Source organism: Actinospineispora acaciae DSM 45401 (assembly GCF_000620785.1).
Classification (GTDB): domain Bacteria; phylum Actinomycetota; class Actinomycetes; order Mycobacteriales; family Pseudonocardiaceae; genus Pseudonocardia; species Pseudonocardia acaciae.
Window position 1 is genome coordinate 168,836 of sequence record NZ_JIAI01000006.1, and the last position, 18,762, is coordinate 187,597.

Below are 18,762 nucleotides of genomic sequence, written 5' to 3' on the forward strand. Positions count from 1 at the left end.
GCGATGCGGGTGTTGGCCGCGATGAGCGGCGGGGTGGACTCGGCGGTGGCCGCGGCGCGCGCGGTGGACGCCGGGCACGACGTGGTCGGCGTGCACCTGGCGCTGTCCGAGACGCCTGACGCGCTGCGCTCAGGCTCCCGGGGCTGCTGCTCGAAGGAGGACGCCGGCGACGCCCGCCGGGCCGCCGACGTGCTGGGCATCCCGTTCTACGTCTGGGACTTCGCCGGCCGGTTCGCCGAGGACGTGGTGGACAGGTTCGTCGCCGACTACGCGGCCGGGCGCACCCCGAACCCCTGCCTGCTCTGCAACGAGAAGATCAAGTTCGCGGCGGTGCTGGACAAGGCGCTCGCGCTGGGCTTCGACGCGGTGTGCACCGGGCACTACGCGCGGCTCTCCGGCGACGGCGTGCTGCGCCGCGCGGTGGACGACGGCAAGGACCAGTCCTATGTGCTGGCGGTGCTGACGGCCGACCAGCTGGCGCACGCGCTGTTCCCGGTCGGGGACACGGCCAAGCCGGACATCCGCGCCGAGGCCGCCGAGCGCGGGCTGGCGGTCGCGGGCAAGCCGGACAGCCACGACATCTGCTTCATCCCGACCGGCGACACCGCGGGTTTCCTGGCCGGGCGGCTGGGCGAGCGGCCCGGGCCGGTGCTGGACGCGGACAGCGGCGAGGTGCTCGGCGAGCACGCCGGGGTGCACGGGTTCACCGTCGGCCAGCGCAAGGGCATCGGCGTGGACCGGCCGGCCCCGGACGGGCGGCCGCGCTACGTGCTGGCCATCGAGCCGGTCAGCGGGGCGGTGACGGTCGGCCCGGCGGAGGCGCTGGACGTCCGGGAGATCGTCGGGGAGCGTCCGGTGTGGACGTCGGGGCGCGCTCCGCACGGGCCGATCGAGTGCGTCGCACAGGTCAGGGCGCACGGTGGCCTCGCCGACGCGGTGGCGGAGGTCGAGGGGGACGGCGGGCTGCGGGTGATGCTGCGCGCGCCGCTGCGCGGGGTGGCGCCCGGCCAGGCCGTCGCGCTGTACCGCCCGGACGCGGGCGGCGACGTCGTGCTCGGTTCGGCCGTGATCCGGTCCACCGCCGGGTGAGCGGCGCCGGGCCGGAGGACCTGACCGACCTGCTCGGCCGGCTGGCCCGGCGCGACCCGGACGCGGTCGGGGTGATCGACGCCGGGGTTGGGCCGGTGAGCTGGGGCGAGCTGTGGCGGCGGACCCTCGGGTTGGCGCACGAGCTGGAGGCCGCCGGCATCGGGCCGGGCGACTGCGTCGCGGTCTGGCTGCCGAACTGGTCGGACTCGCTGTGCTGGCAGTTCGCCTCGGCGCTGCGCGGCGCGCACGTGATCGGCGTGAACACCCGGTACAACGTGGACGAGGTCGCCCACGTGCTGGACTTCGCGCGCCCGGCGCTGGTAGCGGTCGCGGACGGCTTCCACGGGCTGGACCTGTCCGGCCGGCTGCGCGAGGCGACTCAAAGAGCCGGTGTGGCGCCCGCGATCGCCATGGTCGCCGGGTCGGGCAGAGAGCCCGCCGACGCCGCCCCGGAACCAGCGCCCCCGGACGACCCGGACCGGCTGGCCGTCGCGTTCACCACCTCCGGCTCCACCGGCCGCCCCAAGCTGGCCGCGCACAGCGCGAGCGGCGTGCTCACCCACGCCCTGGCCGGCGCCGACGCGATCGGGCTGACCGACACCGACGTGATGCTCTGCGCGATCCCGCTGGCCGGGACGTTCGGCTTCAGCACGGCCATGGCGGCGCTGGCCGGCGGCACCGCGCTGCTGCTGGAGCCCGTGTTCGACGCCGACACCGTGCTCGACGACATGGCCCGCCACCGCGTCAGCCACGTCGTCGCCGGCGACGACATGGTGCTGCGCCTGGAACGGGCCTGGCGGCGGCGCCCCAGGGACCTCACGTCCTGGCGCTGGTGGGGCGGGGCGGACTTCCAGGGCCGGCTGCGCGAGCTGGCGTCCTGGGCGGCCGACGAGTTCGGCACGGTCACCAGCGGCGTCTACGGCTCGTCCGAGATCTTCGCGCTGGCCTCGATGTGGCCGCCGGACACGCCCGCCCCGCGCCGCTGGGACGCCGGCGGGCGGGTCGTCACCCCTCGCATCGAGGTGAAGGTCGCCGACCCGGACACCGGCGAACCCCTGCCCCACGGCGCCGAGGGCGAACTGCTCTTCCGAGGCCCGAACGTGGTGGACGCCTACCTCGGTGCAACCGCCACGAAAGCGATCACCGAGGACGGCTGGTTCCGCAGCGGCGACCTCGGCGTGCTCGTCGAGGAGGGCGTGTTCGTCTACGTCTGCCGGATGGGCGACGCGCTGCGGCTGCGCGGCTTCCTGGTCGACCCGGCGGAGATCGAGCTGCGGCTGGCCGCGCACGACGCGGTGGACACCGCCAAGGTCGTCGGCATCCCCCGCGCGGACGGCGGCACCGTCGCCATCGGCTTCGTGGTCGCCGTCCCCGGCGCCGCACCCACCCCCGGCGAGCTGCGGGACTGGTGCGCGCGCTCGCTGGCCGCGTTCAAGGTGCCGGACGCGGTGCACGTGGTCGAGCGGATGCCGACCACCTCCGGCACCAACGGCACCAAGATCCGGACCGCCACGCTGCGCGAGTGGGCGCTGCGGGGCACCACCGGGTAGACACGGGGGACAGCCCCACCGGCGGTGTCGTGCTCGCACCATCGTCGTCGCCCGCCCCGGCGAGTCACCATGGGATCCGGCCGACGAGGGGGACCCATGGCGATCAAGAGGGTGTCGATGCTGGTGTGGCTGGCGATCCTGGTCGCGGTGCTCTGGCCGACCCAGGGCCGCGCGCACCCGATCCGGAACGTGGCGGCCGCCGCGCCCGGCGGCGCCGCGCTGCTCGCCGAGGTCCGCGCCGAGCTGGCGGCGATGCGGACGACCCGGTACCAGCACACCACCGCCGTGAACGCCGCCGAGGGCGAGTACTTCTACGACTGCTCGGGCTTCCTCGACTACGCCCTGCAACGCTCGCTGCCCACCCACCTCGCCGCCCTCCCGGTCAGCGAGACGAAAGGACGCCCGCTCGCCCAGGACTTCGAGCACCACTTCCGCGAGTCGACCGACGGCGGACCCTGGCGAAAGGTGGCCACCGTCGCCGACCTGAGGCCCGGTGACGTCATCGCCTGGCTGGCCACCCCGACCTCGAAGACCCGCGACACCGGGCACGTGATGGTCGTCCTGCGCGAACCGGAACACAACCCCCGCCGCCCCGACGAATGGACAGTCGAGATCGCCGACTCGACGTCCTCGCCGCACGCGCGGGACTCCCGGGGCGACGACGAGGAGGGCCTCGGCACCGGCACCGTCGGCCTGTCCGTGGACGGCTCGGGCCGCCCCGTCGGGTTCTACTGGCGCGGCGGCGTGTCCCGCGCCGCCAAGCTCACCGACGTGTCCCTCGGCCGTGCCTGGTAGACAACGGGTGTGAGCACGTCGCACTGGCCGCCGGGCACCGCCACCGGCATCGGTTCGCTACCCGGCACCGACCCCAGGGAGGCGGCCCGCACCGTCGCCGGCGAGCTGCCGGAGCTTCCGCACCTGCCCGAGCTGCCGGCCAGGGGAGTGGGCGCCGACCTGATCGGCCGCACCGCCGCGCTGCTGGTGGACCTGGCCACCGAGGTCGTCCCGTCCGGCTACCGGGTCACCGCCCGCCCCGGCCGCGACCAACGCCGGGGCGTCGACCTGCTGCGCGCCGACCTGGACGCGCTGGAGGAGGCCCTGGACGCCACCCGCCCGGCCTGGGTGAAGCTGCAGGCCGCCGGCCCGTGGACGCTGGCCGCGGGCGTCGAGCTGCGCGGCGGCCACCGGGTGCTCACCGACCACGGCGCGCGCCGCGAGTTCGCCGCCAGCCTCACCGAGGGCCTGGCCGCGCACGCCGACGAGGTCGCCAAGCGCACCGGCGCCAGGGTCGTCGTCCAGCTCGACGAGCCGAGCCTGCCGGCCGTCCTCGCCGGCTCGCTGCCCACACCGTCCGGTTTCGGCACCGTCGCCCCGGTCCCCGACCCCGACGCCGAGTCCCTGCTGCACGCCGTGATCGAACCGCTCCCGGAGCCCGTCATCGTGCACTGCTGCGCGCCCAAGGCCCCGATCGGCCTGCTGCGCGCGGCCGGCGCCGGTGCGCTCGCGCTGGACGCCGCCCTGGTCGGCTCGCACACCGCCGCGCTGGACGCCATCGGCGAGGCCTGGGACGCCGGCGTGCCGCTCCTGCTCGGCCTGGTCCCCGCCCTCCCCCCGACCCCCGAACCGACCCTGCGCGACCTGGTCCGCCCCGCGTTCGACCTGGCCGACCAGGTCGGCTTCGCTCGCGCCCGCCTCGCCGACCTGGTGGTCCCCACCCCCGCCTGCGGCCTGGCCGGCGCCACCCCCGCCTGGTCCCGCCGTGCCATGGCACTCGCCCGCGACCTCGGCAGGGCCATCGTCGACCCAACCGAAAGCCTGTCCTAGCAGGTCACCACCCGTGAGTGGTTGGCGTTGCCATAGCAACGCTAACCACTCACGGCCTCTGACCTGGCAATTCGCTGGGTTTTCGGTCGCGGCGCGGCGATATAGTGGCCAGCACACGTGGGTTTCGAGGGGACCGGGACTGCGGTGGAGGGACAGGACTTCGGGCCGTACCGGCTCGAGCGTCTCATCGGCTCCGGCGGCATGGGGGACGTCTACCAGGCATTCGACCGCCAGCGGGACCGGATCGTCGCGCTCAAGCTGTTGCCGGAGCTGTTCAGCGCGAACGAGGAGTTCGAGACGCGCTTTCGGCGTGAGTCGCGGATGGCCGCGCGGCTGCGCGAACCGCACATCATCCCGATTCACGACTACGGCGAGATCGACGGTCGGCTGTACATCGACATGCGGCTGGTGGACGGCGGCCACAACGTCGCGTCCCTGGTGCGCGACGCGGGCGCGCTGGCGCCGGAGCGGGCGGTGCGGCTGATCGGCCAGGCCGCCGACGCGCTCGACGCCGCGCACGCCGACGGGCTGGTCCACCGCGACGTCAAGCCGTCGAACATCCTGGTGACACAGCAGGACTTCGTCTACGTGGTCGACTTCGGGATCGCGCACATGGTCGGCCACACCGCCGCCGGGATCACCCTGTCCGGGGCGACGATCGGCACCCTCGAGTACATGGCCCCGGAGCGGTTCAACAGCCGTAGCTCCGACCGGGGCGCCGACGTCTACTCGCTGGCCTGCGTGCTCTACGAATGCCTCACCGCGGGCAAGCCGTTCCCCGGCGAGGACCTGCCCGGCCTGATGTACGCCCACCTGTTCACCTCGCCGCGCCCGCCCAGCGAGTCGGCGCCGGGCATCCCGCCCGCGCTGGACGAGGTGGTGGCCCGGGGCATGGCCAAGGAGCCCGCCGAGCGCTATCCGTCGACGGGGGCGCTGGCCGAGGCCGCGCGGCTGGCGCTGGGCGAGGCCCGGCCCGTCGTCGTGACGACCCGACCGGCGGCTCCCGCGTCGGCGGCCGCCCCCGAGCAGACGCCCGGCCCGAACAGGTCGCGGATGGTCGTGCGGCCGTGGGACCCGACCGTGACGAGCCGCCCGCGCGCCGCGAGGTGGCCGATCGTGACGGGCGGGCTGCTGGCCGCGCTGCTCGCCGCCGCGATCGCCGCCGTCCTCGTGGTGACCCAGCGGCCGGTGGCCCCGACGACCTCGCCCGCCTCCGCCCCGGCCATCCCGGCCGCCAAGCCCGCCCCGGCGGTGAAGGCGAGCGTCCCGGTGCCGGCGCTCGGGCCGTCGATCCCCACCGCCGCCACCCCCGACTTCGCCGCCGTGGCGCCGGACGGCCGGTTCGCCTACGTGCTCAACCGCGACCCCCAGCTGATCTCCGTGCTGGACACCGCCAGCAACAGGGTCACCGCCACGATCCCGGTCCCCGCCGGGCCGCCCCGGTTCGTCGCGTTCGCCCCCGACGGCGCCCGGGCCTACGTCACGATCTACGACGAGCGGGACACCGTGAACCTGCTCGCCGTGGTGGACACCGCGACGAACCGGGTGCTCGCCAACGTCCCGGTGGACAGGCGCCCGTTCGCGGCGACGGTCTCGCCCGACCAGCGCACGGTCTGGGTGTCCAGCCACGACACCGGCCTCGTCGACGTGCTCGACACGGCCAGCAACGCCGTGATCAGGCGCATCCAGGTCGCGCCCAACCCGCACTGGGTGGCGTTCGCGACGGCCGTCAACCGCGTCTACGTGGCCAACCACGAGTCCAACCTGCTCTCCGTGGTGGACCCGGTGACCTACGCCGTGGTCACCACCATCCGGGTCGGGACCAGCCCGCACAGCGTCGCCGTCTCGCCCGACGGCCGCCGCGTCTCGGTGGTGAACTTCGACAGCAACACCGTCTCCGTGGTCGACACCGCCACCAACCAGGTCGTCGCCACCATCCCGGTCGGCCGCAACCCGCAGTACATCGGCTACGCCCCCGACGGCCGCGTCGCCTACACCGCGAACGCCGACGACAAGACGATCACCGTCATCGACATGACCCGCAACGCGGTCACCGCCACCCTCCCCACCGGCGGCGAGCCCACCAGCATCGCCCTGACCCACGACGGCGCCCGTGGCTACGTCACCGTCCTCGACGCCGCCCGACTGGCCGTCCTGAACACCGCGTAACACCAGGTCAGCACCCGTGAGTGGCTAGGGCCGCCATAGCGGCCCCAGCCACTCACGGGTCGTGACCAGCGGCGTCGTAGGGTGAGAAGCCGTGACCGCCCACGCTGATCGCCTGCTCCTCGGCCCCGGCCCGTCCAACCCGTACCCGGAGGCGACCGAAGCGCTCGGCCGCCCGGTGCTCGGCCACCTCGATCCGGACTACCTGTGCCTGATGTCGGACATCGCCGAGGACCTGCGCTCGGTGTTCGGCACCCGCAACGAGCTGACGCTGCCGGTCAGCGGCACCGGGTCGGCCGCCATGGAGGCCTGCCTGGCCAGCCTGCTGCAGCCGGGGGAGCGGGCCATCGTCGGGGTGAACGGTTACTTCGGCGAGCGGCTCTGCGAGGTGGCCACCCGGGGCGGCGCCGAGGTGGTGCGGGTCGAGGCGCCGTGGGGCCGCGCGCTGGACCCAGCCGACCTACTCGCCGCCCAGCGCGCGAACCCGGACGCCCGGCTGCTCGCCGTGGTCGCCGCGGAGACCTCCACCGGCGTGCGCAACGACGTGGCGGCACTGGCCCCGCTCTCAGAAACCGACACGCTGCTGCTCGTGGACGCCGTCACCGCGCTGGGCGGCACCGAGCTGCGGGTGGACGAGTGGAAGATCGACGCCTGCTACTCGGCCAGCCAGAAGTGCCTGGGCGCGCCGCCCGGGCTGGCCCCGGTCACCTTGTCGCCGAGGGCGGTGGACGTGATGCGCGCCAGGACCACCCCGGTGCGCTCGTTCTACCTCGACCTCGGGCTGCTGCACGAGTACTACCTGGCGCCCTCGCACCGCTACCACCACACCGCGTCCTCCACGATGGCCTACGCGCTGCACGCCGGCCTGCGGGTGCTGCTCGAGGAGGGGCACGAGCTGGTGTGGTCACGGCACGCCTCGGTCGGCGCCCGGCTGCAGAACGCCCTGACCAAGCGCGGCTTCGGGCTGCTCGCCGAGGAAGGCCACCGGCTGCCGCAGCTGACCGCCACGCTGCTGCCCGAGGGCCTGGACGAGGCGCCGCTGCGGCGCGCGCTGCTGGACCGCTACGGCATCGAGGTCGGCGGTGGCCTCGGCGAGTTCGCCGGCCGCGCGTGGCGGATCGGGATGATGGGCCACGCCGCCAGGGAACGCTCGGTGCTGGCCCTGCTGGCCGCCGTGGACGAGGTTCTCGCGGAAGCCTGATCCGGCCTCGAACAGCGATAGGTAACGGTACGCTTACGGCCGTGCCCGATGCGTTGCTCGTCATTCGCCCGTCTGTCGCCCAGTACAAGAAGATGCTGAAGACCACGCCGATCTTCCTGATCCTGATCGGGGTGTTCGCCGCGATGCGTGGGCTCGGCCTCCTCGGTCTCGCCCTGCTGGTGGTCGTCTACGCCGCCGCCATCGGCCTGGTGCTGCTGTACATCCACCGCGCCCGGCTGGTCGTCACGCCCGACGAGCTGGTCAGGATCGGACTGCTGGGGCAGCGCGGCTGGCCGCGTACGGAGATCGCCACCGCGGTGGCGGCGCCGATGCGGGCCTCGTGGGTCGACAGCCGTGAGTTCGTCAACCTCTTCCTGCTCGACGGGAGCGGTCGGAAGAACCTGCGGCTGCGGACCACCCACTGGGCCGACGCCGACCTGGACCGGCTCGTCGACGTCCTCGGGGTGCCGATCGACCGTGCCGACGGCGTCGTGTCCGTGAAGGAGTTCCACGCCCGCCACCCGGGCGTGCTGCCGTTCATCGAGCGCCGCCAGGGCCTGACCATGCTGTTGGCCTTCGCGGGCATGTTCGGGCTGGCCTTCGTGATAGCGGCGGTCCTCGACTGAAACCAGGGTCACGTCAGGGTTGAACCAGGGTCAGTCCAGCCCGTCACAGTGGCACCATGGAGGCATGCTCCGAACGCTGCTGAACGTGATCTGGCTGGTGCTCTGCGGCATCTGGATGGCGCTCGGCTACGTGCTGGCCGGCGTGATCTGTTGCCTGCTGGTGGTGACGATCCCGTTCGGGCTCGCCTCGTTCCGGATCGCGAACTTCGCGCTCTGGCCGTTCGGGCGCACCCTGGTGCCCCGGCCGCACGCGGGCGCGCCGTCCACCATCGGCAACGTCATCTGGTTCCTGGTGGCCGGCTGGTGGCTCGCGCTCGGGCACGTGATCACCGCGATCAGCCTGGCCGTCACGATCATCGGCATCCCGCTCGCGCTGGCCAACCTCAAGCTGATCCCGGTGTCCCTGGTGCCGCTGGGCAAGGAGATCGTCCCGACCGGCGGCCACGTCCCCGGCGGCTACCAGGTGACCACCACGCGCCCCTGACCTCACCCGTCACACCCGCAACAGCCCGCGATATGCCCGCGATCATGATCACGTCGTGTTGTGCGCCGTTCGTCCGGCCCTGCGGCTAATCTGGCGCGGTGAGCTCAGCCGACCCCGTATCCGAACAAGGCGTGGCCGCCGTGCCCGGCGAGGTGCGGGAGCGGCACGACCGGCTGGCCACCGAGATCGCCGACCACCAGTTCCGCTACTACGTGCTCGACTCGCCGGTGATCTCGGACGGGCAGTTCGACGAGCTGTGGCGCGAGCTGGTCGCGCTGGAGCAGGACCACCCCGAGCTGGTCACCCCGGAGTCGCCGACCCAGCGCGTGGTCGGCCGGTTCGCCACCGAGTTCACCGCGCACGACCACCTGGAGCGGATGCTCAGCCTGGACAACGCGTTCTCCGCCGACGAGCTGCGCGCCTGGGTGGAGCGGGTGGAGAAGGAGGTCGGTGACGAGCTGCACTACCTGTGCGAACTCAAGATCGACGGCCTCGCGGTGAACCTGCTCTACCAGAACGGCGCGCTGACCCGCGCGCTGACCAGGGGCGACGGCCGCACCGGCGAGGACATCACGCTCAACCTGCGGACCCTGCGCGAGGTGCCGGACCGGCTGACCGGCACCGAGGAGTTCCCGGTGCCGGCGCTGGTGGAGGTGCGCGGTGAGGTGTACTTCCGGCTGGAGGACTTCGCCGCGCTCAACGCCACCCTGGTCGAGGCCGGCAAGCCCCCGTTCGCGAACCCGAGGAACACCGCCGCCGGGTCGCTGCGGCAGAAGGACCCGAGGGTCACCGCGTCGCGCAACCTGCGGCTGATCTGCCACGGCCTCGGCAAGCGGGAGGGGTTCACCCCGCTGCGCCAGTCGCAGGCCTACGACGCGCTGCGGGCCTGGGGGTTACCGGTCTCCGAGCACACGGTGGTCAAGCGCGGCGCGGACGAGATCATGCGCCACGTCGAGTACTGGGGCGAGCACCGCCACGACATCGAGCACGAGATCGACGGCATCGTCATCAAGATCGACGAGGTGGCCCTGCAGCGCCGGCTGGGGTCCACCTCGCGCGCGCCCCGGTGGGCGATCGCCTTCAAGTACCCGCCCGAGGAGGCCACCACCACGCTGCTCGACATCAAGGTCAACGTCGGGCGCACCGGCCGGGTCACCCCGTTCGCGCAGATGGAGCCGGTGGTGGTGTCCGGCTCGACGGTCGAGGCGGCCACCCTGCACAACGCCGACGAGGTGCGCCGCAAGGGCGTGCTGATCGGCGACCGGGTGGTCATCCGCAAGGCCGGTGACGTCATCCCCGAGGTGCTCGGCCCGGTGGTGGACGTGCGCACCGGCGACGAGCGCGAGTTCGTCATGCCCACGCACTGCCCGGAGTGCGGCACCGAGCTGGCGTACGAGAAGGAGGGCGACGTCGACCTGCGTTGCCCGAACGCCCGCTCGTGCCCCGCGCAGCTGCGCGAGCGGCTGTTCCACCTGGCCGGCAGGGGCGCCTTCGACATCGAGGTGCTCGGCTACGAGGCGGCCACCGCGCTGCTGACCTCCGGCGTGATCGCCGACGAGGGCGACGTCTTCGGGCTCACCGAGGAGGACCTGCTCCGGGTCGAGCTGTTCCGCACCAAGGCCGGCGAGCTGTCCGCGAACGCCCGCAAGCTGCTGGCCAACCTGGAGGCGGTCAAGCAGCGGCCGCTGTGGCGGGTGCTGGTGGGGCTGTCCATCCGGCACGTCGGCCCGACCGCCGCCCGCGCGCTGGCCGCCGAGTTCGGCTCGCTGGACGCCATCGAGGAGGCCGCCCGCGCGGAGGACGGCGAGGCGATGGCCGGGGTGGACGGGGTGGGTCCTACGATTGCCGCCGCCGTCCGCGACTGGTTCGACGTCGACTGGCACCGCGAGGTGGTCGACAAGTGGCGGGCGGCCGGGGTGCGGCTGGCCGAGGAACGCGACGAGTCGACCCCGCGCGTCCTGGAGGGGTTGTCCATCGTGGTCACCGGCAGCCTGGACAACTACTCCCGGGACGAGGCCAAGGAGGCGATCGTGAGCCGGGGCGGACGTGCCGCCGGCTCGGTCTCCAAGAAGACATCGTTCCTGGTGGCCGGGGAGTCTCCCGGCAGCAAGCACGACAAGGCGGTGGAACTCGGGGTCCCGGTTCTCGACGAGGCGGGCTTCACCGTCCTGCTCGAGCAGGGGCCGGATGCGGCACTGGCGCTCTTACGGGTGGAGTAGCGAGACCCAGCAGGTGGAAGTACGCATGAGCCACAAAAAGACGCTAGTGTTGCACGGTCGGGGAGGTCAGCCGGTGTTGTTGCAGGGATGTTTGAACGGGGCACGCCCAGCGGACGCGCATCCCGCGCTCCCTGTCACGCCGTACTACCTCGCGCGCGACGCCCGTGCGGTGTCGCGGCAGGGGGTGACGTCGGTCCACGTGCACCCGCGCTGCCCGAAGGGCCTGGAGACGCTCGAACCGCTGCACGTCGGCGACACGGTGGCCGCGATCCACGCCGCCGTGCCCGGCATGGAGGTCGGCGTGCCGGCCGCGCGCTGGGTCCAGCCGGACCCGAAGCTGCGCATCGACGCGGTGATGGCCTGGGGGCGGCTCGGCACCGGGACCCCCGACGTGATCGCGGTGAACGTGCACGACTCGGAGTGGGTCAAGGTCTGCTCGGCCGCCCACTCGATGGGCATCGAGCTGGAGCTCGGGGTGTGGACCACCGCCGACGCCGTCACCCTGCGCAAGAACGGCCTCCCGCCGGGCACCAAGCGGATCGTCGCCGAGCCCACGGTGAGCCACCCGGACACCGCCATCGCCGAGTCCAACCGCATCCTGCGCGCGCTCGGCCACCTGAACGTCCCGGTGCTGCTGCACGGCGAGGAGGACGCCGCCTGGCCGGTGCTCGACCACGCGCTGAAGACGAACATCGACACCCGGATCGGGTTCGAGGACACCCTGATGAACCCGAAGGGCTGGCTGGCCACCGGGAACGAGGACCTGGTCAAGTGGGCGCAGCGGGTCAAGGCCGGCGAAAAGGTGGGCGTGGGCTGACACACCCGTGAGTGGCTAGGGCCGCTATGGCGGCCCTAGCCACTCACGGGTCTCAGGGGTTCAGGATCGTGGTCACGATGCCGCCCAGGTGCGCCAGCCTGGCCAGCTCGGACGGGCGGAACGCCGGGCCGCCGGGGCGACCCACGACCAGCGCCTTGTCCGGGCCGGCGAACGGCGCCGCGGCCAGCTCGGTGTCCAGCTCGTACCACGGCTCCGGCGCCCAGTGCACGTCCTTGTCCAGCACGATCGGGCCGGACAGGGGCAGCCACGGCAGGCTGCCGGCCCTGGTCTCCGGGGAGGCCTGGCTCTGCGCGAGGCGATAGGCGCGCTGCCCCTCCTGGATGACCACCAGCGCCCAGCCGGCGCGGAAGATCCGGGGCACGCCCTCGGCGAACAGCTGCAGCCCGCGCTCCGGGGCACCGCTGATCTCCTCGATCAACTCCAACTCGCGGTGCGAACCGCCGCTGTGCGGCCGCACCGACTCCACCCGCACCTTCGGGATGGACTCCACGGCGGTGATCAGGACGTCGGGTGGCCGGCCGGACGGCAGCTCCACCGTCAGGTCGTCGACCGCCACCTCGCCGTCGCGCTCCACCACGTCCAGGCCGACGATGTCGACCCCCTCGTGGCCCAGCGCGGTGGCTATCGCGCCGAGCATGCCTGGCCGGTCCGGGACCTGGACCCGGATCAGGAACGACACGCTCGAACCGCCTCTCATGACTGTGGCAAACCCCGGGAATTCTGTCAGGACCGTAATGCGCTCGTACCGACCGGGCGCCGGTGGGGGCGATCACGTGCGGGTGTATTGGTCGTGACTCTGAGTGAACACCTCCCGGGCCGTCAAGTGGTTGGCGCCCCGACCTAGACTGAGGACGTTCCTTCCGGGCGTTGGCGTGATCATTCCGCTCGCCCGGACGCCGTTCCTGACCAGGAGTGTCATGCCTGAGGAAACGCACGACCCGGCCGGGGGAGTGATCTCCCGTGCCGAGGTGGCCCACCTCGCGCGGCTGGCCAGGCTCGCGGTCACCGAGGAGGAGCTGGACCGGTTCGCCGGCCAGCTCGACGTCATCCTCGCCTCGGTGGCCCGGGTCGGCCGGGTCGCCGCCGACGACATCGAGCCCACCTCGCACGCGGTCCCGCTGACCAACGTGTTCCGGCCCGACCAGGTCCGCCAGGGCCTGACCCAGGAACAGGCGCTGTCCGGCGCGCCGGCCGCCCAGGAGGGCCGGTTCCAGGTGCCGAGGATCCTCGGGGAGGAACAGTGAGCAGCGAGCTGACCCGGCTGACCGCCGCCGAGCTGGCGGAGAAGATCCACGCCCGGGAGGTCTCCGCCGTCGAGGTGACCCAGGCGCACCTGGACCGCATCGCCGAGGTGGACCGGGCGGTGCACGCGTTCCTGCACGTCGGCACCGAGCCCGCGCTGGCCGCCGCCGCGGCCGTGGACGCCGCCCTGGCGAACGGCGAGGCGCCCGCGTCCCCGCTGGCCGGCGTGCCGCTCGCGCTCAAGGACGTGTTCACCACCGTCGACATGCCGACGACCTGCGGCTCGCGGATCCTCGACGGCTGGCGTCCGCCGTATGACGCCACGGTGACCGCCCGGCTGCGCGCGGCCGGCATCCCGATCCTGGGCAAGACCAACATGGACGAGTTCGCGATGGGCAGCTCGACCGAGCACTCCGCCTGGGGGCCGACCCACAACCCGTGGGACACCGAGCGGGTGCCCGGCGGCTCCGGCGGCGGTTCGGCGGCGTCGCTGGCCGCGTTCGAGGCGCCGCTGGCCATCGGCACCGACACCGGCGGCTCGATCCGCCAGCCGGCGTCGTTCACCGGCACCGTCGGCGTCAAGCCCACCTACGGCGGGGTGTCCCGGTACGGGCTGGTGGCCTGCGCGTCCTCGCTGGACCAGGCCGGCCCGTGCGCGCGCACCGTGCTGGACGCCGCGCTGCTGCACACCGTGATCGGCGGGCACGACCGGCTGGACTCCACCTCGATCGACGCGCCGGTGCCGCCGGTGGTCGAGGCGACCCGGCTGGGCGCGAGCGGCGACCTGAGCGGGCTGCGCATCGGCGTGGTGCGCGAGCTGGGCGGCGAGGGCTACCAGGCCGACGTGGAGTCGGGCTTCCGGGCGGCGCTGCGCCGGCTGGAGGAGCTGGGCGCCGAGCTGGTCGAGGTGAGCTGCCCGCACTTCGAGTACGCGCTGCCGGCGTACTACCTGATCCTGCCCAGCGAGGTGTCCTCGAACCTGGCCCGGTTCGACGCGATGCGCTACGGGCTGCGGACGGCGCCCGCGCCGGACGCCTCGGCCGAGGAGGTGATGGCCGCGACCCGCGACGCCGGCTTCGGCGACGAGGTGAAGCGCCGGATCATGCTCGGCACGTACGCGCTCAGCTCCGGGTACTACGACGCGTACTACGGGCAGGCGCAGAAGGTGCGCACGCTGATCAGGCGCGACTTCACCTCGGCGTTCGAGCGGGCCGACGTGCTGGTCGCGCCGACCACGCCGACCACCGCGTTCCGCATCGGGGACAAGGTGGACGACCCGCTGGCGATGTACCTCAACGACCTGTGCACCATCCCGGCCAACATGGCGGGCAACGCGGCCATGTCGGTGCCGGCCGGGCTGGGGGAGTCGAGCGGGCTGCCGGTCGGCCTGCAGATCATGGCGCCCGCGCTGGGCGAGGCGCCGATGTACCGGGTGGCCGCCGCGTTCGAGGCCGCCAGGGACGCGGCGGAGGGCGGGCCGCTGATCCATCGCATGAACGGGCTGGAGGTGTCCCTGTGAGCGCGCCGACCTTGGTGAACTACGACGAGGTGCTGGAGCGGTTCGACCCGGTGCTCGGGCTCGAGGTGCACGTCGAGCTGTCCACCGCAACGAAGATGTTCTGCGGCTGCGCCAACGAGTTCGGCGGCGAGCCGAACTCCCGGGTCTGCCCGACCTGCCTCGGCCTGCCCGGCTCGCTGCCGGTGGTGAACGAGGAGGGCGTGCGCTCGGCGATGAAGATCGGCCTGGCGCTGAACTGCGAGATCGTGCCGTGGTGCCGGTTCGCCCGCAAGAACTACTTCTACCCGGACATGCCGAAGAACTTCCAGACCTCCCAGTACGACGAGCCGATCGCAGTCAACGGCTGGCTGGACCTGGAGCTGGAGGACGGCTCCACGTTCCGGGTGGAGATCGAGCGCGCGCACATGGAGGAGGACACCGGCAAGTCGCTGCACGTCGGCGGCGCCACCGGTCGCATTCACGGCGCCGACTACTCGCTGCTGGACTACAACCGCGCCGGCGTGCCACTGATCGAGATCGTCACCAAGCCGATCGTCGGCACCGGCGAGCGGGCGCCGCAGGTGGCCCGCGCCTACGTCACAGCCCTGCGCGACCTGCTGCGCTCGCTCGAGGTGTCCGACGTGCGGATGGACCAGGGCTCGCTGCGCTGCGACGCCAACGTCTCGCTGATGCCGCGCGGCACCTCGGAGTTCGGCACCCGCACCGAGACCAAGAACGTCAACTCGCTGCGCTCGGTGGAGCGGGCGGTGCGCTACGAGATGTCCCGCCAGGCCGGCGTGCTGCTGGCCGGCGAGGCGATCGTGCAGGAGACCCGGCACTTCGACGAGGCCAGCGGCACCACCTCGGCCGGGCGCCGCAAGGAGACCGCCGAGGACTACCGCTACTTCCCGGAGCCCGACCTGGTGCCCATCGAGCCGTCCCGGCAATGGGTCGACGAGCTGCGCGCCACCCTGCCCGAGCTGCCCTGGCAGCGCCGCAAGCGGGTGCAGACGGAGTGGGCGCTGTCCGACGAGGAGCTGCGCGACCTGGTCAACGCCGGCGCGCTGGACCTGATCGCCGCCACCGTGGACGCGGGCGCCCCGTCCGGCGAGGCCCGCTCGTGGTGGGTGTCGTACCTGACCCAGCAGGCCAACAACCGCGCCGTGCCCCTGGACGAGCTGCCGATCACCGCCGCGCAGGTGGCCAGGGTGATCGAGCTGGTCGCCTCGGGCGAGCTGACCAACAACCTGGCCCGCCAGGCGGTGGACGGCGTGCTCGCGGGCGAAGGTGAGCCGGACGAGGTGGTGGCCGCCCGGGGCCTGAAGGTGGTCTCCGACGACTCCGCGCTCATCACCGCCGTCGACGAGGCCCTCGCCGCCCAGCCCGACGTCGCCGACAAGATCCGCGGCGGCAAGGTGGCGGCCGCCGGGGCGATCGTCGGCGCGGTCATGAAGGCGACCCGTGGCCAGGCCAACGCCCAGCGCGTCCGCGAGCTGATCCTGGAGCGCTGCTCCTAGCCAACGCGACCGCGAGCGCGACCGTCCACACCCAGGCCAGCACCATGCACGGCACGATCACCGCGAAGTCGATCAACAGCGCGCCGAGCAGCCAGCCCAGCCCGGCGACGACCGCGACCCAGCCGATCCAGCGCGGCAGGCTCGTGCGCCAGGCGAGGAACGCCCCCGTCGCGGCGACCGACAAGCCGATCATGCCCTGCGCGGTGAACGCCGTGCTGCCCAGCACGAGCAGCATCGCCTCCGCGCGCTCGACCACCGCCGGCTGGTCGGCGCCCGGGGCGAAGTACTGGTTCGCGGCGGTGCTCAGCCCGAAGGCGTGAAGGCTGAAGTACACGGCGAACACCGCCGCGCCGGCGGTCCACAGCACGCGCAGCGCGCTCGCCCGCGCCGCCCCGGGTTCGCGCCCGACTACGCCGGGCAGCACACCCAGCGCGCAGGCCCACAGCAGCACCCCGCCGATGTTCACCAGGTGCGCGATGCGCCAGGTGGGCCGTTCGTGCACGTAGTGCAGCGTGTCGACGGTCGACTCGATGGGCGGGTTGCCGTGCAGGGCGGTGGGCACGATGAAGCAGATCGTCCCGAGCAGCAGCGCGCCCCCGATGAGCTTGCCTGTGTTCATGCTTGTGGTAGTCACATCTCAAGTCTAGAAATGATATGTCTAGACAGTAAAGTGGAATAGTGCCCCCAGCGAACCCGCGCCCGACGCGCTCGCCCGTTGGCCTAGCCGTGCTCGCGCTGCTCTACGAGGCGCCGATGCACCCCTACCGGCTGCAGAAGCTGATCTCCGAGCGCGGCAAGGACAGGGTCGTCAACGTCCGCAACCGCTACAGCGTCCAGCAGGCGCTCGACCGCCTCGCCCGCGACGGCATGGTGACCGCCCAGGGCACCGAGCGCGCCGGCAACTACCCGCAGCGGACCGTCTACGCGATCACCGCCACCGGCCGCGACTACCTGTGCGAGCAGCTCCGCCTCAACCTGGCCACGCCGGCGGACGAGTTCCCGCTGTTCCCCGCCGCCCTGTCGATCATGGCGATCATGGAGCCGGCGCACGTCGCCGCCCTCCTCCGGGAGCGACGCGACATCCTGGCGCGCGCCCAGGACGAGGAGACCGCCACCTATCGCCGCGTCGCGGACATGCTGCCCCCGGTCTTCCTCATCGAGGACGACTACGGCAACGCCATGCGTCAAGCCGAGATCGACTGGCTCGACCGCACGCTCGCCCGGATCGCGGACGGCACCCTGGCCTGGGACCCCGAGTCACTCATCGCCGCTGCCCGACGAGCCCACGACGAGGAGTCCGGCTAGTCCGGGCCGGAGCCGCCGCCCCCCGAGGGCGGTTGGATCCGGATGGCCCGGTCGTCGCTGCTGACCGTGGGGCCGCCGGCGCCCTTGTTCGTGGTGCCCAGCCAGATGAGGCCGTCGGGGGCGAGCGCGGTGGGGCCGAGCCGGCCGTAGGCGCCGCCGAGGGTCTGCTGCGGCGTGCCGGTGAACGCGGTTGGGGCGGACATCCGCAGCAGGAACAGCGCGGACGCGCCGCGCTCGGCGATCGCGAGCGCCCCGGGCGGCGCCACACAGCCGGCCACCCCGGGGCGGTCCGGCCAGCTCCACGCGGGGTCGCCGAGCTGCCCGGGGGTGATCCGGTGCAGCACGTCGCGTTCGGGGAAACGGTCGGTCACCCAGACGGTCCCGGAGTCGGGCGCGGTGCACAGGCCGCTGGGGGAGCGCAGGCCGGTGCTGTAGACGGGCGAGCGCGGGTCCGGGTTGTCCTTGAACGGATGTCCGAAGGTGTCGATGCGCAGCAGCTTGCCGCCCAGCCCGCCGCTGCCGCCGGTGGCCACCAGCAGCGCGCCGTCCTTGCCCACGCCGAGCGCGCCGGAGTCGTCGCCGGCGCGGGGGATCCCGGTCAGCACGGGCGTCGGCGGGTCGCCGGGCGCGATCCGCAGCACCCGGCGATCGCTCCCGGTGGCGGCGAGGGCGTAGAGCAGCTGGTCGTCGACGTAGCTGGGGGAGAGCACCAGCCCGATAAGCCCACCGCCGGCCGGGTCCACCGGCACGGTGGCGACCACCTGCGGTTCCTTGCCCTTCTGCACCCGCAGGATCCGCCCGCTCGCGCGCTCGGCGACCAGCGCGCTCTCCGGGTCGGGCAGCACCGCGACGGCGGACAGCGGGCTCAGGCAGGTCGCCACCACCTGCGGGTCCGGGTCGACGCAGCCGTTGGGCACCGCCTGGCCGGGCTGACTGGGCGGCTGCTCGCGCTCGGACTCGGGCGCGTTCTCCGGCACCCGGGGCGGGGCGGCGAGCGGGCCGCCGTCCTCCGGCTTGTCCCGCCACTGCCGGGGGCCGGTGTCCGGAAAGCTCGCGCAGCTCGTAATCATCGCCGCCACCAGCGCCAGGACCAGGGGCAGCCAACGGGCGCGCGCCGAACGCCGGCGCGCCGAGACGCGATACGGCGGTCGGAACACGAGCCGAACCCTAAGGCTCGCGCCGTGAACCGAAGGTGAGCAAAGC

General features: G+C 73.1%; 17 protein-coding genes. 14 read left to right on the top strand and 3 right to left on the bottom strand.

Translation table 11 applies throughout. The features are described from left to right. Positions 1-3: 3 nt before the first annotated feature. The 10 genes from mnmA (at position 4) to N912_RS0126430 (ending at position 11,976) form a co-directional block, all read left to right on the top strand. Complete coding sequence (gene mnmA / locus N912_RS0126385) at positions 4-1,089, top strand: tRNA 2-thiouridine(34) synthase MnmA (protein ID WP_028924756.1); 1,086 nt, start codon at positions 4-6, stop codon at positions 1,087-1,089. Beyond that, a complete protein-coding gene (locus N912_RS54750) occupies positions 1,086-2,639 on the top strand; it encodes an AMP-binding protein (protein ID WP_051580824.1) in 1,554 nt (517 codons plus the stop codon). Before mnmA ends, N912_RS54750 begins: the two co-directional genes overlap by 4 nt. A gap of 96 nt (positions 2,640-2,735) precedes the next feature. Then, the gene (locus N912_RS0126395; protein WP_028924757.1) at positions 2,736-3,434 is read left to right on the top strand and encodes a hypothetical protein; all 699 of its coding nucleotides are present in this window, start codon (positions 2,736-2,738) and stop codon (positions 3,432-3,434) included. Between the two features lie 9 nt (positions 3,435-3,443). Beyond that, positions 3,444-4,463, top strand: a complete 1,020-nt coding sequence (locus N912_RS0126400) for a uroporphyrinogen decarboxylase/cobalamine-independent methonine synthase family protein (RefSeq protein ID WP_028924758.1) — start codon at positions 3,444-3,446, stop codon at positions 4,461-4,463. Positions 4,464-4,607: 144 nt separating this feature from the next. Continuing rightward, positions 4,608-6,632 (top strand): serine/threonine-protein kinase, encoded by a 2,025-nt coding sequence (locus N912_RS60710; protein WP_051580825.1) that lies wholly within the window; start codon positions 4,608-4,610, stop codon positions 6,630-6,632. A gap of 91 nt (positions 6,633-6,723) precedes the next feature. Continuing rightward, positions 6,724-7,830, top strand: coding sequence for a pyridoxal-phosphate-dependent aminotransferase family protein (locus N912_RS0126410; protein WP_028924759.1), 1,107 nt, complete (start codon positions 6,724-6,726; stop codon positions 7,828-7,830). Between the two features lie 41 nt (positions 7,831-7,871). Continuing rightward, the gene (locus tag N912_RS0126415) at positions 7,872-8,456 is read left to right on the top strand and encodes a hypothetical protein (RefSeq protein ID WP_156994031.1); all 585 of its coding nucleotides are present in this window, start codon (positions 7,872-7,874) and stop codon (positions 8,454-8,456) included. Between the two features lie 64 nt (positions 8,457-8,520). Then, positions 8,521-8,940, top strand: coding sequence for a YccF domain-containing protein (locus N912_RS0126420; RefSeq protein ID WP_028924761.1), 420 nt, complete (start codon positions 8,521-8,523; stop codon positions 8,938-8,940). 98 nt (positions 8,941-9,038) lie between these two features. Further along, positions 9,039-11,159 (top strand): NAD-dependent DNA ligase LigA, encoded by a 2,121-nt coding sequence (ligA, locus tag N912_RS0126425; protein WP_028924762.1) that lies wholly within the window; start codon positions 9,039-9,041, stop codon positions 11,157-11,159. A 25-nt stretch (positions 11,160-11,184) separates the two neighbouring features. Further along, positions 11,185-11,976, top strand: coding sequence for a 3-keto-5-aminohexanoate cleavage protein (locus N912_RS0126430; RefSeq protein WP_281176300.1), 792 nt, complete (start codon positions 11,185-11,187; stop codon positions 11,974-11,976). Between the two features lie 52 nt (positions 11,977-12,028). Here the strand turns inward: N912_RS0126430 and N912_RS0126435 are convergent, their stop codons facing one another. Continuing rightward, positions 12,029-12,676, bottom strand: coding sequence for an ACT domain-containing protein (locus N912_RS0126435; RefSeq protein WP_028924764.1), 648 nt, complete (start codon positions 12,674-12,676; stop codon positions 12,029-12,031). 238 nt (positions 12,677-12,914) lie between these two features. On the opposite strand from N912_RS0126435, the gene gatC reads away from it, so the two are divergent. The 3 genes from gatC to gatB are packed head-to-tail and all read left to right on the top strand — an operon-like array spanning position 12,915 to position 16,254. Next, the gene (gene gatC, locus N912_RS0126440) at positions 12,915-13,241 is read left to right on the top strand and encodes an Asp-tRNA(Asn)/Glu-tRNA(Gln) amidotransferase subunit GatC (protein WP_051580887.1); all 327 of its coding nucleotides are present in this window, start codon (positions 12,915-12,917) and stop codon (positions 13,239-13,241) included. Beyond that, positions 13,238-14,758: an Asp-tRNA(Asn)/Glu-tRNA(Gln) amidotransferase subunit GatA gene (gene gatA / locus N912_RS0126445; RefSeq protein ID WP_028924766.1), complete on the top strand. Its 1,521-nt coding sequence runs from the start codon at positions 13,238-13,240 to the stop codon at positions 14,756-14,758. Before gatC ends, gatA begins: the two co-directional genes overlap by 4 nt. After that, positions 14,755-16,254 (top strand): Asp-tRNA(Asn)/Glu-tRNA(Gln) amidotransferase subunit GatB, encoded by a 1,500-nt coding sequence (gene gatB, locus N912_RS0126450; RefSeq protein ID WP_037066668.1) that lies wholly within the window; start codon positions 14,755-14,757, stop codon positions 16,252-16,254. Before gatA ends, gatB begins: the two co-directional genes overlap by 4 nt. On the opposite strand, the gene N912_RS54760 is transcribed toward gatB, so the two are convergent. Further along, complete coding sequence (locus tag N912_RS54760; protein WP_211261404.1) at positions 16,184-16,888, bottom strand: DUF4386 family protein; 705 nt, start codon at positions 16,886-16,888, stop codon at positions 16,184-16,186. The two genes, gatB and N912_RS54760, sit on opposite strands and share 71 nt — an antisense overlap. A gap of 44 nt (positions 16,889-16,932) precedes the next feature. Here N912_RS54760 and N912_RS54765 point away from each other — a divergent pair, with 44 nt between their 5' ends. After that, a complete protein-coding gene (locus tag N912_RS54765) occupies positions 16,933-17,559 on the top strand; it encodes a PadR family transcriptional regulator (RefSeq protein ID WP_037066671.1) in 627 nt (208 codons plus the stop codon). On the opposite strand, the gene N912_RS0126465 is transcribed toward N912_RS54765, so the two are convergent. Continuing rightward, on the bottom strand, positions 17,556-18,716 hold the full coding sequence (locus N912_RS0126465; protein WP_245645430.1) for a PQQ-dependent sugar dehydrogenase: 1,161 nt from the start codon (positions 18,714-18,716) through the stop codon (positions 17,556-17,558). The genes N912_RS54765 and N912_RS0126465 overlap by 4 nt on opposite strands. Between the last annotated feature and the right edge of the window lie 46 nt (positions 18,717-18,762).